Consider the following 13,535-nt stretch of genomic DNA (forward strand, 5'->3'; position numbering starts at 1 on the left):
TGAGCGCGTAGCGGATCGGTCCCTTCCTGCCGCGCCAACTACGCCGCGATCAGCAAGCGCACGCTGGCATCCAGCCCCTCGACCCGGCCGCCACGCATCCGGTTCTCCAGCGCGATCATCCCCTGCAGCGATTCGACAATCTCCTTGCAGATCGTCAACCCCAGCCCCGATCCGCTGCGCACATCGCCAGCGGCAAACGGCTGAAACAGCCGTTGCCGTTGATCGTCGGAGATGCCGGGCCCTGAATCGGAGATCGTCAGCGTTGCCGTGTGGCCATCGTTGGCAAGCCGCACCGCGAGGCTGCCGCCGGCTGGCGAATGCTTGATCGCGTTGTGCAGCAGGTTGCGGCTCAGTTCCTGCAGTGCCCATTCGTGTGATCGCACCGGCGCCGGGCGGGTGTCGATCTCGAAATCGAGCTGATGGTCGGCGATCAGCGCCGACAGGTCGAGTGCGACTGCACGGACGATCGTGGCCCAGTCGACGACCGGTGCGTCGCCTTGCTGGCGCAGCTGTTCGATTTTTGCCAGCGACAGCATCTGGTTCGCGAGCTGGGTCGCGCGGTCGACGGTCTGGTTGATTTCGCGCAGCGCGTCGTCGGCGGCGATGTCATTGCGCAGCGCCGATTGCACCTGCGTCTTCAGCACTGCGAGCGGTGTGCGCAGCTGGTGAGCGGCATCGCGGACAAAGCGTTTCTGGTGTTCGAGCAGCAGTTGCAGCCGCGCCATCACTTGGTTCGTCGCATCGATCAGCGGCAGCAGTTCGCGCGGCGCATCGGCTGCGGTGATCGGCGCCAGCTCGCCCTCGGGGCGGCGGGCGAGCTCGCCGCTCAGGCGGCGCACCGGCAGCGTCGCGCGCTGCACGACGATCACGACGACCAGCGCAATCACCGCGATCAGCCCGAGCTGGCGCAGCAGCGTATTGGTCAGCAGCTGCTGTGCCAGCGTGCGCCGCAGCTCGAGCGTCTCGGCGACCTGGATCGTCGCCATGCCAAGGCCGTCGGTGCCTGCTACCGGCTGCAGCAGCACCGCCATCCGAACCGGGTCGCCGCGGTAACTGTCGTCGTAGAAATCGACCAGCGCCGCGTAAGGCCCCTTCAGCGGCACCTTGCCATGCCAGGCCGGCAGGTCCTCGAAGCCCGAGACCATTTCGCCGTTGAAGCCGGTCACCTTGTAGTACAGGCGGCTGCGGTTGTCGGCCTCGAACGGCTCGAGCGCCGAATACAGCATCGTCGAATTGAGCCGCGCACCGGTGCCGCTGCCGCTGACCTCGAGCATCTCGCCGATCGATTTCGCCGTCGCGAGCAGCGTGCGGTCGTAGGCGGTGTCGGCGGCCTCGAGTGCCTGCAGATACAGGCTGACCGCATTGATCACGACGACGATCGTCACCGGTACCAGGATGCCGACCATCAGCCGGCGGCGCAGCGACATGCCGCGGCCGAACAACTTTTTCATGCTTGCGCCTTCAGCAGATAGCCGAGCCCGCGCAGCGTGACCAGCTGCGCGCCGGTATCGGCAATCTTCTTGCGCAGCCGATACACGATCACCTCGATCGCCTCGATCTGCACGTCGGCTTCGCCGGCAAAAACCAGTTCGAACAGCCGCTCCTTCGCGACCGCGTGGCCGGGCCGCGCGAGCAGTGCCCGCAACAGCGCGGCTTCGCGCGGCGCGAGTTCCATCACCGTGCCATTGAAATAGACCGCGCCGCTGTCGTCGTCGGTATGCATGCCGCAGAACGTACGTGGCGCATCGCCGTTGCCGACGCTGCGCGGGTTGCCGCCACGCCGCGCCAACGCATTGACGCGGGCCTCGAGTTCGTCGAGGTCGAAGGGTTTCGGCAAATAATCATCGGCGCCGGTATTCAGCCCGAGCACGCGGTCGCCAACGGTGCCGCGCGCGGTCAGGATCACCACTGGCGTCGTCAGCCCGGCGTCGCGGGCGCTGCGCAGCACCTGCAGCCCGTCGATGCCCGGCAGGCTGAGGTCGAGGATCACGACATCGGGCACGCTGGCCAGCCAGCGGTCGAGCGCGCGCCGGCCATCGTCGCAGGCAACGACCTGTGCGCCGCGGCGCTCGAACGCGCGCTGCAGCGTCGACGACATCGCCGGGTCGTCCTCGATCAGCAGCAGCTTCATCATCCTGTTCGGCATCAGCGTTTCCCCTAGGCCCGTCGACAGCAGGCTGACAGGCTCAGGCGCAATCATCCACCACACCTTTGCAAACCATGGGAGACATCGATGCGTCGAGATACCTTTCTGAAGTCCCTGGCCGCGCTGGCCGCCACCGGTGCGCTGCCGATGAGCGCCTGGGCCGCCAGCCCCAACATCAAGATGATGATCCCGGCCAATCCGGGCGGCGGCTGGGACACCACCGGCCGTGCGCTCGGCAAGGCGCTGCAGGATGCCAATCTGGCATCGGCCGTCACCTATGAAAACAAGGGCGGCGCCGCCGGCGCAATCGGCCTCGCGCAGTTCGTCAACGCGAGCAAGGGCGACCCGAATGCGCTGATGGTGATGGGCGCCGTGATGCTCGGCGGCATCATCACCGGCAAGCCGCCGGTATCGATCACGCAGGCCACGCCGATCGCGCGGCTGACCACCGAATACAACGTGTTCGTGTTGCCGGAGAGCTCGCCGTTCAAGACGATGAAGGACGTCGTCGAGGCGATGAAGAAGGACCCGGCCAGCGTCAAGTGGGGCGGCGGTTCGCGTGGATCGACCGAACACATCGCTGCGGCGATGATCGCGCGTGAGGTCGGTGTCGATGCATCGAAGATCAACTATGTGCCGTTCCGTGGGGGTGGCGAGGCGACTGCAGCGATTCTCGGCGGCAACGTCACGGTCGGCGGCAGCGGCTACAGCGAATTCCAGCAGTACATCGAGGCCGGCAAGATGAAGCCGATCGGCGTCACCTCGGAGGCTCGCCTGAAAGGCATCGCGATCCCGACGCTGAAGGAACAGGGCATCAACGTCGTGCTCGGCAACTGGCGCGGCGTCTATGCCGCACCCGGCATCTCGGCAGCCGAGCGCAAGGCGCTGACCGACATGGTGATCGCCGCGACCAAGTCGAAGGCCTGGCAGGAAGCGCTCGAGAAGAACAACTGGACGCCGGCGCTGCTGGCCGGCAAGGAGTTCGAAGACTTCGTCGACAACTCGTTCGCGAGCCTGCGCGCAACGATGGTCAAGGCCGGGATGATCTGATCGTCCCGACAGCGCCCCGCGTTTGTCGATCGCGGGGCGCTGGCCGTTCGCAACGTCGGTCTGACGTTGCGAGATCTTCTCCTGCAAGACCCGGATGCCGCTCGCCGGCATGGAGCCCGCCATGTCCCACTCGTCTCGTTCACAAACGCACCAGGCGCTGATCGGCGTCGGCGTGCTCATCGTTGGCGGCCTGTTGGCGTGGGGCGCGAGCGGCCTGCCGGAAGGCGTCGGTTATTCGGGTGTCGGGCCGGCGGTGCTGCCGTGGTTCATTTCCGGCGCGTTGATGTTGTGCGGCGTGTTGTTGCTGCTGCAGGCGCTGCGCGGCGGCTACCGTGATCTGGAGGATGGCTCCGGTGCCGCACACGGCAACTGGCACGCACTGGCGTGGATCGCTGCCGGCATTTTGCTGAATGCAACGCTGGTCGAACGCGCCGGCTTCATCCTCAGCTGTGCGCTGTGCTTCGTCCTCGCGGTGCGCGGCCTGCGGCTGTCCGAAGGCAAACCGGGCGGCGGCGTGCGGCAAGTGCTGATCGATGCCTTCACCGGCTTCGCAATCGCTGCGCCGGCCTTCTGGCTGTTCACGAAGGTGCTGGCGATCAACCTGCCCGGCCTGACCCAAAGCGGCTGGATCTGAGCCGCTGACGAACGAGAACAAGCACCATGGGCGATATCCTGGCAGCACTGGCCGGCGGCTTTGCCACCGCAGGCACACCGATCAACCTGATGTGGGCCTTCATCGGCTGCGCGATCGGCACCGCGATCGGCGTGTTGCCGGGCCTCGGCCCGGCGGTCACCGTCGCGATGCTGCTGCCGATCACCTCGCAAGTCGAGCCGACTGCATCGATGATCTTTTTTGCCGGCATCTACTACGGCGCGATGTACGGCGGCTCGACGACGTCGATCCTGCTGAATACGCCGGGCGAGACCGGCACGATGGTGACCGCGCTCGAGGGCTTCAAGATGGCGAAGAGCGGCCGCGCCGGCGCGGCGCTCGCCACTTCGGCAATCGGCTCGTTCGTCGCCGGCACGATCGCCACCGTGCTCGTCACGCTGTTTGCGCCGATCGTCGCGAAATATGCGGTGCTGCTCGGCCCGCCTGAATATTTCTGCCTGATGCTGCTGGCGTTCACGACCGTCAGCGCGGTGCTCGGCAAAAGCATGCTGCGCGGGCTGACCGCGCTGTTCATCGGCATCGCGATGGGGCTGGTCGGCATCGACCAGATCAGTGGCGCAACCCGTTATACCGGCAACATTCCGGAGTTTTTTGATGGCATCGAGGTGGTGCTGATCGCGGTCGGCCTGTTTGCGGTCGGCGAAGCCCTTTACACCGGGTTGTACGAAGGCAAGTCGCAGACGCAGATGAATGCGGCCGGCAAGGTCCACATGTCGCGCAGCGAATGGCGACGCTCGTGGCCAGCCTGGCTGCGCGGCACCGCGCTCGGTTTTCCGTTCGGCACGATTCCGGCCGGCGGATCCGAGATCCCGACCTTTCTCAGTTATGCCACCGAGCGCAAGCTGAGCAAACATCCGGAGGAGTTCGGCACGACCGGCGCGATCGAAGGCGTTGCCGGCCCCGAAGCGGCGAACAATTCGGCCGTCACTGCAACGCTGGTGCCGCTGCTGACGCTCGGCATCCCGACTTCGGTCACCGCGGCGATCCTGCTGTCGGCGTTGCAGAACTACGGCATCAATGCCGGGCCGCAACTGTTCCAGACCTCGTCGACGCTGGTCTGGGCGCTGATCGCGTCGCTGTACATCGGCAACGTGATGTTGCTGATCCTGAACCTGCCGCTGGTCGGTCTGTGGGTCAAGCTGCTGAAGATTCCGCGGCCGCAGCTGTATGCCGGCATCCTGATCTTCGCGACGGTCGGTGTTTACGGCATGCGGCAAAGCGCATTCGACCTCTACCTGATGTTCGGTATCGGCATGCTCGGTGTGCTGATGCGCCGCTTCGATTTTCCGACCGCGCCGGTCATCGTCGGCCTGATCCTCGGCCCGCTAGCCGAAGCGCAGCTGCGCAATGCGCTGTCGATCGGCGAGGGCAACTGGACGGTGTTCCTGGAGCGGCCGATGTCGGCCTTCCTGCTCGCGGTGATCGTCGCGTTGCTGGTGTTGCCGCGCTTCTTCGCCTGGCGCGCGCGCCGCAATGCCTGAGCGCGCTGCGATGACGGCAGCGCCGAAGCCGCTGCGCGGCATCCGGGTGCTCGACCTGACGAATGTGCTGGCTGGGCCATTCGCCTGCCACCAACTGGCGCACATGGGCGCCGATGTGATCAAGGTCGAGGCGCGCATCGGCGGCGACCTCGCGCGGCAACTCGGCGCCGACCCGGCGCTGAACGACGCATTGATGGGTGTCTCGTTCCTCGCGCAGAACCCGGGCAAGCGCTCGATCACGCTCGATCTGAAGCAGGCTGCCGGCAAGCAGGTGCTCGGCCGGCTGGTCGCCAGCGCCGATGTGCTGGTCGAGAATTTCCGGCCCGGCGTGATGAAGCGGCTGGGCGTCGGCTACGACGATCTGCTGGCGCACAACCCGACGCTGATCTATTGCGCGATCTCGGGTTTCGGCCAGGACGGCCCGCTGCGCGACCTGCCGGCCTATGACCAGATCATCCAGGGCATGTCGGGGCTGATGAGCATCACCGGCGCGCCGGACACCGCGCCGTACCGGGTCGGTTATCCGGTGGCCGACACGATCGGCGGCATCACCGCGGCATTTGCAGTGGCCGCCGCGCTGGCCGATCGGGACCGGAAGACCGGTACCTTCATCGATGTCGCGATGCTCGAGGCGGTGATGGCGACGATGGGCTGGGCGGTATCGAACCACCTGATCGCCGGCCGCGAGCCGCAGCCGCTCGGCAACGACAACATGACCGCGAGCCCGTCTGGCACCTTCCGCACCGGCAACGGCCTGCTGAACATCGCCGCCAACAAGCAGCAGCAGTTCGAGGCGGTTTGCCGCGTGCTTGGCCATCCGGAGTGGGTGGCGGATCCACGGTTTGCGCAGCGCCAGGCCAGGCTCGAGCACCGTGCCGAGCTGACCACGCTGATCGAGCAGGCGATGGCCGACCGGTCTGCCGACGAATGGTGGACGCTGCTCAGCGCATCGGGCGTGCCCGCCGGGCCGGTCTACAGCGTGCCGCAGGCCCTGGCGCATCCGCAGATCGACGGGCGAGGGATGGTCGGCGAGTTTGCCGATGCCCCGGGCGTCGGCCGCGACATCCGCATCGTTCGCACCGGCTTCAAGCTCGACGGCAAGACGCCGACGGTCGACACGCCGCCGCCGCGGCTCGGCGAGCACACCGCGGAAGTCCTTGCCGAACTCGGCTACAGCAACGAAGAGATTGCCGCGCTGGCGCGCGAGCAGGTGACATGACAAGCGAACAGCAGGCAGTCAGCGACTGGTGGCGCACCTCGATCATCGAGATGCAGCCCGGCGAGATCCGCTACCGCGGCTACCCGATCGAGGAGCTGATTGGCCGCATCGGCTTCGCCCAGATGATCTGGTTGATGACCCGCGGCGAACTGCCGACCGCAGCGCAGGGCCGGCTGCTCGATGCCGCATTGATGGCGGCGGTCGACCACGGCCCGCAGGCGCCGAGCATCGCGGTGGCGCGGATGGCCGCAACCTGTGGCGTCGGGTTGAACAACGCGATCGCGTCGGCGGTCAATCTGCTCGGCGACGTGCACGGCGGCGCCGGCGAACAGGCGGTCGAGATGTACCGGGCAATCGCGGCGAAGGTCGATGCCGGCGTGGCGCTGGCAGACGCAGTGCGCGACGGGATCGACGATGCGATCGCGTTGCACGGCAAATTTGTCGCCGGGTTCGGGCACCGTTTCCATCCGGTCGACCCGCGTGCACCGCGCTTGCTCGAACTGGTTGATGCGGCCGCGCACGACGGCGTGGTGAGTGGCCGGTTTGCCGCGATCGGCCGGGCCGTCGAGGACGAACTCGCCACGCGCAAGGGCGGCCGGCGCATCCCGATGAACATCGACGGCGCCACCGCGGTGATTTATGCCGAGCTCGGTTTTCCGGCGCCGCTGGCGCGCGGGCTGTTCTGCCTGTCGCGTTCGGTCGGCATCCTCGCGCACGCCTGGGAGCAGAGCCAGCAGGGTGGCCGCAACAAGGGGCCGATCCCGCGCGAGTACCTGTGGACCTACGACGGCCCGCCGCAGCGGCCGGTGCCGACCGAGCCGACCGATCGCTGACGCGCCGGCCACGGAGCCGGAAGCGCCAGCGCGTTTTTTCAGGGCAGAATCCGCCGCTTTTGGCTTGCTGATCCGTGATGTCCGATGTTTCGCCGTGCACCACTTGCGGTGCCTGCTGCGCCACCTACCGCGTGTCGTTCTACTGGGCCGAGGCCGAGCAGCTGCCGGCCGCGCTGACACGGCCGCTCGGCCGCTGGTATGCCTGCATGAGCGGCACCCAATTGCCGCGGCCGCGCTGCGACGCACTGCATGGTGAGCTGGGCGCGGCCGCCGCCTGCGCCGTCTACGAGCAGCGGCCGTCTCCGTGCCGTGAACTGCAGCCCGGCGATGACAAATGCCAGCGTGCGCGGCTGCGGCACGGCCTGGCACCGCTGCCGGTCACGCCGAGCGTGCCGGTCGAGGCCTCAGCGTTTGCATAGCTCGCGGTAGACCTGCCCGGCGATGTCGATCGCCTGTTCGTCGACGACTTCCCGATAGACAGCGGCCAGGTCCGATCCGGCGTAGGAGTCGCCGCGGGTCAGGTGGCTGGACAGCAGCTGGCCGTCCGGCGTCGTCAGATTGACCGCCGCGCTGACCGAGATGTCGTTCAGCGCGAGGCGCCGGTTCGCGCTGGCCTGCGACGTCACGGTGCCGCGCAGCGTGAAATCGGTCGGCCCGGCGGTGGCGACCCGCAGGCCCGCCTGCCGCAGCCGTTCACCGAGCGAGGTGGCAAAGATTCCGGCGCCGCCGAGCGCGGCGACTCTTTCCTCGTCGATGTCGAGCCGCACGCGAGCCGCTTTGCGCGCTGGCGCACAGGGCGTGGCGAGCACGGCCTGGAATGCCGAGTTGCGCCCCGCGGGGCTGGCCTGGTCCATCCGCGCTTCCTCGGCCGAGAACGAGAAGCCGCTGGTCGAGCGCGACGCCGGGGCAGGGCGGGCCATTGCAAGCACGTCCGTCGGACGCCACGCTCGCGGCCGCCGCAACCCGCTTCTTCGCCTCTTCGGCATGCGCGCCAGCCGGATAACGTTCGAGATAGGCCCGGTAGGCCGATGGTGTATCGGACTGGCTGACCAGCGACCAGACCTCTGCCTCTGCCGAGGCTGCCGCCGGCGCATTGGCGGCCGGCACGCCGCCGCTCGGCGGCTTGAAATAGAAATCGCCTTCGAGCGAGGTGCTTTCCCACGGAATCTGCTTGCCGTTCGAGCTCTGCTTGACGGCAACCCGGGTGCGCTTGAAGACATCCTCGACCTTCAGGCCCGGCGTGGCCATGTGCTGCAGCAGATGGCTCGTATACAGGCCATTGGCGCCGCTGCCGTCGGCGGCTTCGGCGCCCGGCGCGGTGGCGAAGGCGACGATCGAACCGGTCGGCGCATCGATCTGTGCAAGACCGCGCGTTGCCGACCGCGAGCCGCGCGCAAACGGGTTGTTGCGGCAGGCGTCGAGGATCACGATGTTCAACGGATTTTTTGCCGTCTCCATCTTTGCCAGCACCAAACCGACGTCGAAGGCCTTGTACGGCACCTCGTCCTCGCGCTCGATCGCCGCATCGACCGGAATCAGGAAATTGCTGCCCTTGACCTGCACACCATGGCCGGCGAAATAGAACAGACCGACACCGCCCTTCAGCGCGTCGCCGAACTCGCGCACCGCATCGTGCATCTGCTGCTGGCTGGCGTTTTCGCGGCGGATCACCTTGAAGCCGAGGCGCTGCAGCGCATCGGCGACCGCCCGGGCGTCGTTGACCGGATTGGTCAGCGGCATCGTGCGGTAGCCGGCGTTGCCGATCACCAGCGCGACTCGCGGGCCGTCGTTCAGTGTGGCCGCGTCGGCCGGCCAGCCTATGGTCCAGAGTAGCAACAGCATGCAGGTCGCTGCGACGCGCTGCACCAGTGCCACCATCGGATCGGTCAGCCGGCAGGACATGGCGCCGGAACCGCTCGCCGGCATGGCTATTTGTACCGGGCGTCGATTTCGGCGACGCTTTTCTGCACCAGGCGCTGCACCAGCGAGTCGAGCGTCAGCTGGCCGCTGGCAGCGGAGGAAGCGCCCATCACCGATGACGAGGTCTTGCCCGCTTCCATCTTGTCTTCGGCATAGCCGCTGGCCACCTGTTCGGTGGTGTTGGCATCGAGGATCTTGTAGCGCAGACCGACAACCCAGACACCGGCCGCCTCATTGGTATTGACCGAGCCGGCAACGCGGCCGAGCGCGGCGCCGGCACTGCCGCCCAGTGCACCCAGCAAGCCGGCCACCGCGCCACCGCTGAAGCCGCTCGACGCGGTGGCGACCTGCTCGGCCTTCAGCACGTCGAACTTGACGATCCATTTGGTCGACCTGAGGCTGCCCTTCTGGAACAACCGGCGCGCCTGTTCGGCGTCGCCCATCGTGTACGCCAGTTCGACCTCGCGCTGCATCGGCCCGAGCTCGACGCGGTCGAGCACCGTGAAATTGGCGCGGGTCAATTCGAGCTCGCCGAAGTCGGCGATGTTGTTCGGCGTCACCTGCTGCAGGAAACTCGCGTTGTTGCTCCTGATCTGGCCCGGCAGCACGATGATCCGCGGCCCCTTCTTCGCGACGTTGGCATAGTCGATCTGCCGGTCCATCGTCGAGTCGGCGCGCCGGTTCGCGTCGATCGAGACGCCGAATCCGGCCAGCGGCGACGGGTTGCCGTCGGCTGCGTTCGCCGACGCCAGCAGGCCGCCCGTCGCCAGCGCGACCCAGGTTGCGCCAACCGCCAGCGAGCGGCGAGTGGCCGCAAGAATCGCATCCGAGGATCCACTGTCGATCATCATCGCCACTCCGTCAGTGACACGGGCCGCCGCAGCAACGCATCCCGGCCCGGCCCTGGCCCTTGGATGGCGGCCGATAGTGTCCCATTTTCCGGCCCGTTGCGGCTGCGAAAACGGGCTCTGGCGACGCCGTTCGCGTTACGTCTGAAACCGAGCCGACGAGGCTGGCAGACTCAACGTGCCCAGCGCAGCGCCAGCACGTCGCGCCGGCGGGCCGCTTCGATCAGCAGTGCACGGCTGTTCGGGTCGATTGCCGGCCACGGGTGGCGCGGGGCTTCGCAGGCGATGATGCCGCCTTCCTTCATCAGTGCCTTTGCGGCCAGAAAGCCGCATTGGCGGTTTTCGAGGTTGATCAGCGGCAGCCAGTGTTCGTAGGCGGCAATCGCATCGTCGCGCCGGCCGCCGAACCAGGCGTCAAGAATGGTCCGGATGCCGTCCGGGAAACCGCCGCCGGTCATCGAGCCGGTTGCGCCGGCTTCGAGATCGGGCAGCAGCGTGATCGCTTCCTCGCCGTCCCACGGCCCCTCGATGGCGTCGCCGCCGAGGCGGATCAGCTCGCGCAGCTTGGCCGCGGCACCCGCCGTTTCGATCTTGAAATACGACACCTGCTCGATCTCGCGCGCCATCCGGGCCAGAAACGCTGCCGACAGCGGCGTGCCGGCAGCCGGCGCGTCCTGGATCATGATCGGAATGCCGACCGCATCCGACAGCCGGGCATAGAAGTCGTAAACCCGGCTTTCAGGCACCCGGAAGGTCGCGCCGTGGTACGGCGGCATCACCATCAGCATCGCGGCGCCCATCGCCTGCGCGCAGCGCGAACGTTCGATGCAGACCTGGGTCGAGAAATGTGTCGTCGTGACGATCACCGGCACGCGCCCATTCACATGTTCGAGGATGGTGCGGGTCAGCAGCTCGCGCTCGTCGTCGCCGAGCAGAAACTGCTCGGAAAAATTGGCGAGGATCGCCAGCCCGTCGGAACCGGCGTCGATCATGAAATCGACGCAGCGTTTCTGGCTGTCGAAGTCGAGCGCGCCGTTGTCGTCGAAGGTCGTCGGCACGACCGGAAACAGGCCGCGGTAGCGCGGCGCTTGTCCTGGCTTGGTTTGAGGCGTCGTGGCCATCACTCGATGATATTGAACTGCGACAGGTAGTCGGTGCGCAGCGTCAGGCCGAGGCCCGGCGTGTTGTCGTCGAGTTGCAGGAAGCCGTTCTCGGCGACCGGTTCGCCTGCGAAGATGTAATAGAACAGCTCGTTGCCGACCTCGATATCGAACATCGGGAAATATTCGCTCAGCGGGCAGTTCAGGCTGCTCATCGTCAGGTGGTAGTTGTGCATCTGCCCGGCGTGCGGAATCACCGGCACCGAGTAGGCCTCGCACAGCGCATTGATCTTGTGCGCCATCGTGATGCCGCCGACCCGATTCGTGTCGTACTGCACGACGCTGACCGCCTTGCGGTCGAGCAGCTGCTTGAAGCCGAGCAGCGAGAACTCGTGTTCGCCGCCGGAGATCGGCACGATGTTCATCGCATTCAGTTCGGCATAACCGTCGATGTCGTCGGCGATCACCGGCTCCTCGAGCCAGCGCGGCTGGAATTTGGCGAGCTTCGGCAACATGCGCTTCGTGTATTCGAGGTTCCAGCCCATGTAGCACTCGAGCATCAGGTCGTTGTCGTAGCCGATCACCTCGCGCACCGCCTCGACCGATTTCAGGTTCTCGACCACACCCTGCTGGCCATGCTGCGGCCCGTAGCCGAATCGCATCTTGAAGGCGCGGAACCCCTGCTTCAAATAAGTCTCGGCCTCGGCCTGCATGTCGGCCAGGTCGGTGCGGTACAGCTTGCTGTAGTAGCAGGGGATCTTCTCCTTGGTGCGGCCGCCGAGCAGCTTGAACACCGGCTTGTTCACCGACTTGCCGAGGATGTCCCAGATCGCGATGTCGACCGCCGAGATCGCGGCCATGCCGACACCCTTGCGACCCCATGCGTGGGTCGCGCGGTACATCCGCTGGTTCAGGTATTCATAGTCCCACGGGTCCTGGCCGACCACCAGCGGCGCCAGGTATTCGTCGATGATGGCTTTCGCGATCTTCGGCGCCAGCGCGACGTTGCCGAGGCCGACGATGCCGTCGTCGGTCTCCACTTCGACGACGGTCCAGCCGTGGAAGCGGAAGGTATTCATCGTGTCCTTGCCGGACCCATGCTGCGACTTGCGGTTGTCGTAGACCAGGTCCATCGCGTTGGAGCAGAAATTGCCCTGCGGCGGAACGGTCTTGCCCTTCCATTCGAATACGCGGGCGCGGACGGATTTGATTTTCATGCTGCAAATTTCTGGTTCGAGAGGAATGATTCGCGTTGCGCGCGCCCCATGCGGGCGGCGATCGCAAAGGCGTTGGCGGTGGCCGTGACGTCGGCGCGGCCCTGGCCGGCGATGTCGTAGGCCGTGCCATGCGCCGGCGTCGTGATCGGCACCGGCAGCCCGCCCTGCACCGTGACACCGCGCGAGAAGCCCATCAGCTTGATCGCGATCTGGCCCTGGTCGTGGTACATCGTGACAATCGCGTCGAGTTCGCCGTCGCGCGCGCGCAGGAAGATCGTGTCGGCCGAGAATGGCCCGACGACCGGCAGGCCGAGCGCGTTGAGTTCGCGCACCGCCGGCTCGATCACGTCGATCTCTTCGCGGCCGCAGGTGCCGCCTTCGCCGTTGTGCGGATTCAACCCGGCGACCGCGACCCGCGGCGCTGCGATGCCGCTGGCCTGCAGCGAGCGCACCATCAGGCCGGCTGCGGCAATGATGCGTTCACCGGTGATGTATTTCGGCACTTCCGCCAGCGGCACATGCGACGAGATGCGGCAGGTCCACAGAGCATCGAGCGTGTTGAATTCGCAGAAGTAGCCGGTCACGCCGAGGTATTGCGCGAAGTGGTGCAGTTCGTCCTCGTGCTTCAGGCCACCGAGTTTCATCGCATGCTTGTTCAGCGGCGCGAAGCAGATCGCATCGATGTCGCCGGCCAGCGCGGCATCCATGCAGCTGTCCAGCACCTGCAGCACCGAGCGGCCGCCTGCGGCGTCCGACTGCGAGCGCACCACCTGCTGCGGCGCGATCGTGTCGACGGCGAGGAAGGCGGGCCGCGAACTGTCGGCGCGGCCGCGCACCTCGGCGAGGCTCGCGACCGGCTCGGTCGCGACCTCGACGCCGGCGATGCGCTGGCCGTCGGCCCACAGCCACGGGTCGCCGACCAGCACGACATTGGCCGCGGCAGTGGTCTCCGGCCGCGCCAGCAGCCGCGCGATCAATTCGGCGCCGATGCCGGCCGGATCGCCGAGCGTCAGCGCAACGACCGGCTTGTCGATGGGCAAGGACATCG

At 66.8% G+C, this 13,535-nt stretch carries 14 protein-coding genes; 6 read left to right on the forward strand and 8 right to left on the reverse strand.

Going from position 1 to position 13,535, the window contains the following annotated elements; all coding sequences use genetic code 11:
• Positions 1 to 38: 38 nt before the first annotated feature.
• Both ACNH6H_RS22285 and ACNH6H_RS22290 read right to left on the reverse strand, forming a co-directional pair.
• Entirely contained in the window at positions 39 to 1,451 is a 1,413-nt protein-coding gene (locus tag ACNH6H_RS22285; RefSeq protein WP_418320472.1) for a sensor histidine kinase, read from the reverse strand.
• A complete protein-coding gene (locus ACNH6H_RS22290; protein WP_418320473.1) occupies positions 1,448 to 2,146 on the reverse strand; it encodes a response regulator transcription factor in 699 nt (232 codons plus the stop codon). Before ACNH6H_RS22290 ends, ACNH6H_RS22285 begins: the two co-directional genes overlap by 4 nt.
• A gap of 87 nt (positions 2,147 to 2,233) precedes the next feature.
• Between ACNH6H_RS22290 and ACNH6H_RS22295 the strand changes: the two genes are divergently transcribed.
• The 6 genes from ACNH6H_RS22295 to ACNH6H_RS22320 all read left to right on the forward strand — a co-directional run bounded on the left by ACNH6H_RS22295 (position 2,234) and on the right by ACNH6H_RS22320 (position 7,821).
• The gene (locus ACNH6H_RS22295; protein WP_418320474.1) at positions 2,234 to 3,196 is read left to right on the forward strand and encodes a Bug family tripartite tricarboxylate transporter substrate binding protein; all 963 of its coding nucleotides are present in this window, start codon (positions 2,234 to 2,236) and stop codon (positions 3,194 to 3,196) included.
• Positions 3,197 to 3,317: 121 nt separating this feature from the next.
• Positions 3,318 to 3,830, forward strand: coding sequence for a tripartite tricarboxylate transporter TctB family protein (locus ACNH6H_RS22300; protein WP_418320475.1), 513 nt, complete (start codon positions 3,318 to 3,320; stop codon positions 3,828 to 3,830).
• Between the two features lie 26 nt (positions 3,831 to 3,856).
• On the forward strand, positions 3,857 to 5,350 hold the full coding sequence (locus tag ACNH6H_RS22305) for a tripartite tricarboxylate transporter permease (RefSeq protein WP_418320476.1): 1,494 nt from the start codon (positions 3,857 to 3,859) through the stop codon (positions 5,348 to 5,350).
• A 10-nt stretch (positions 5,351 to 5,360) separates the two neighbouring features.
• Positions 5,361 to 6,569, forward strand: a complete 1,209-nt coding sequence (locus ACNH6H_RS22310) for a CaiB/BaiF CoA transferase family protein (RefSeq protein ID WP_418320477.1) — start codon at positions 5,361 to 5,363, stop codon at positions 6,567 to 6,569.
• Positions 6,566 to 7,402, forward strand: a complete 837-nt coding sequence (locus ACNH6H_RS22315; RefSeq protein ID WP_418320478.1) for a citryl-CoA lyase — start codon at positions 6,566 to 6,568, stop codon at positions 7,400 to 7,402. Before ACNH6H_RS22310 ends, ACNH6H_RS22315 begins: the two co-directional genes overlap by 4 nt.
• 77 nt (positions 7,403 to 7,479) lie before the next feature.
• A complete protein-coding gene (locus tag ACNH6H_RS22320; protein WP_418320479.1) occupies positions 7,480 to 7,821 on the forward strand; it encodes a YkgJ family cysteine cluster protein in 342 nt (113 codons plus the stop codon).
• On the opposite strand, the gene ACNH6H_RS22325 is transcribed toward ACNH6H_RS22320, so the two are convergent.
• From ACNH6H_RS22325 to ACNH6H_RS22350, 6 genes are all read right to left on the reverse strand, one after another.
• A complete protein-coding gene (locus tag ACNH6H_RS22325; RefSeq protein WP_418320480.1) occupies positions 7,807 to 8,169 on the reverse strand; it encodes a hypothetical protein in 363 nt (120 codons plus the stop codon). The two genes, ACNH6H_RS22320 and ACNH6H_RS22325, sit on opposite strands and share 15 nt — an antisense overlap.
• A complete protein-coding gene (locus tag ACNH6H_RS22330) occupies positions 8,096 to 9,304 on the reverse strand; it encodes a caspase family protein (RefSeq protein WP_418320481.1) in 1,209 nt (402 codons plus the stop codon). The genes ACNH6H_RS22325 and ACNH6H_RS22330 overlap by 74 nt, the downstream gene beginning before the upstream one ends.
• A 26-nt stretch (positions 9,305 to 9,330) precedes the next feature.
• Positions 9,331 to 10,170 carry a hypothetical protein gene (locus ACNH6H_RS22335; RefSeq protein ID WP_418320482.1) on the reverse strand — a complete coding sequence of 280 codons (840 nt, stop codon included), beginning with the start codon at positions 10,168 to 10,170 and terminating at the stop codon, positions 9,331 to 9,333.
• 173 nt (positions 10,171 to 10,343) lie between these two features.
• Positions 10,344 to 11,291: a dihydrodipicolinate synthase family protein gene (locus ACNH6H_RS22340; RefSeq protein ID WP_418320483.1), complete on the reverse strand. Its 948-nt coding sequence runs from the start codon at positions 11,289 to 11,291 to the stop codon at positions 10,344 to 10,346.
• A complete protein-coding gene (locus ACNH6H_RS22345; RefSeq protein ID WP_418320484.1) occupies positions 11,291 to 12,487 on the reverse strand; it encodes an L-rhamnonate dehydratase in 1,197 nt (398 codons plus the stop codon). The genes ACNH6H_RS22340 and ACNH6H_RS22345 overlap by 1 nt, the downstream gene beginning before the upstream one ends.
• Positions 12,484 to 13,533 (reverse strand): 4-hydroxythreonine-4-phosphate dehydrogenase PdxA, encoded by a 1,050-nt coding sequence (locus ACNH6H_RS22350; RefSeq protein WP_418320485.1) that lies wholly within the window; start codon positions 13,531 to 13,533, stop codon positions 12,484 to 12,486. The genes ACNH6H_RS22345 and ACNH6H_RS22350 overlap by 4 nt, the downstream gene beginning before the upstream one ends.
• Positions 13,534 to 13,535: the final 2 nt, after the last annotated feature.

This window comes from Pseudideonella sakaiensis, assembly GCF_048320135.1.
GTDB classification, from domain to species: Bacteria; Pseudomonadota; Gammaproteobacteria; order Burkholderiales; family Burkholderiaceae_C; genus Ideonella_A; species Ideonella_A sakaiensis_A.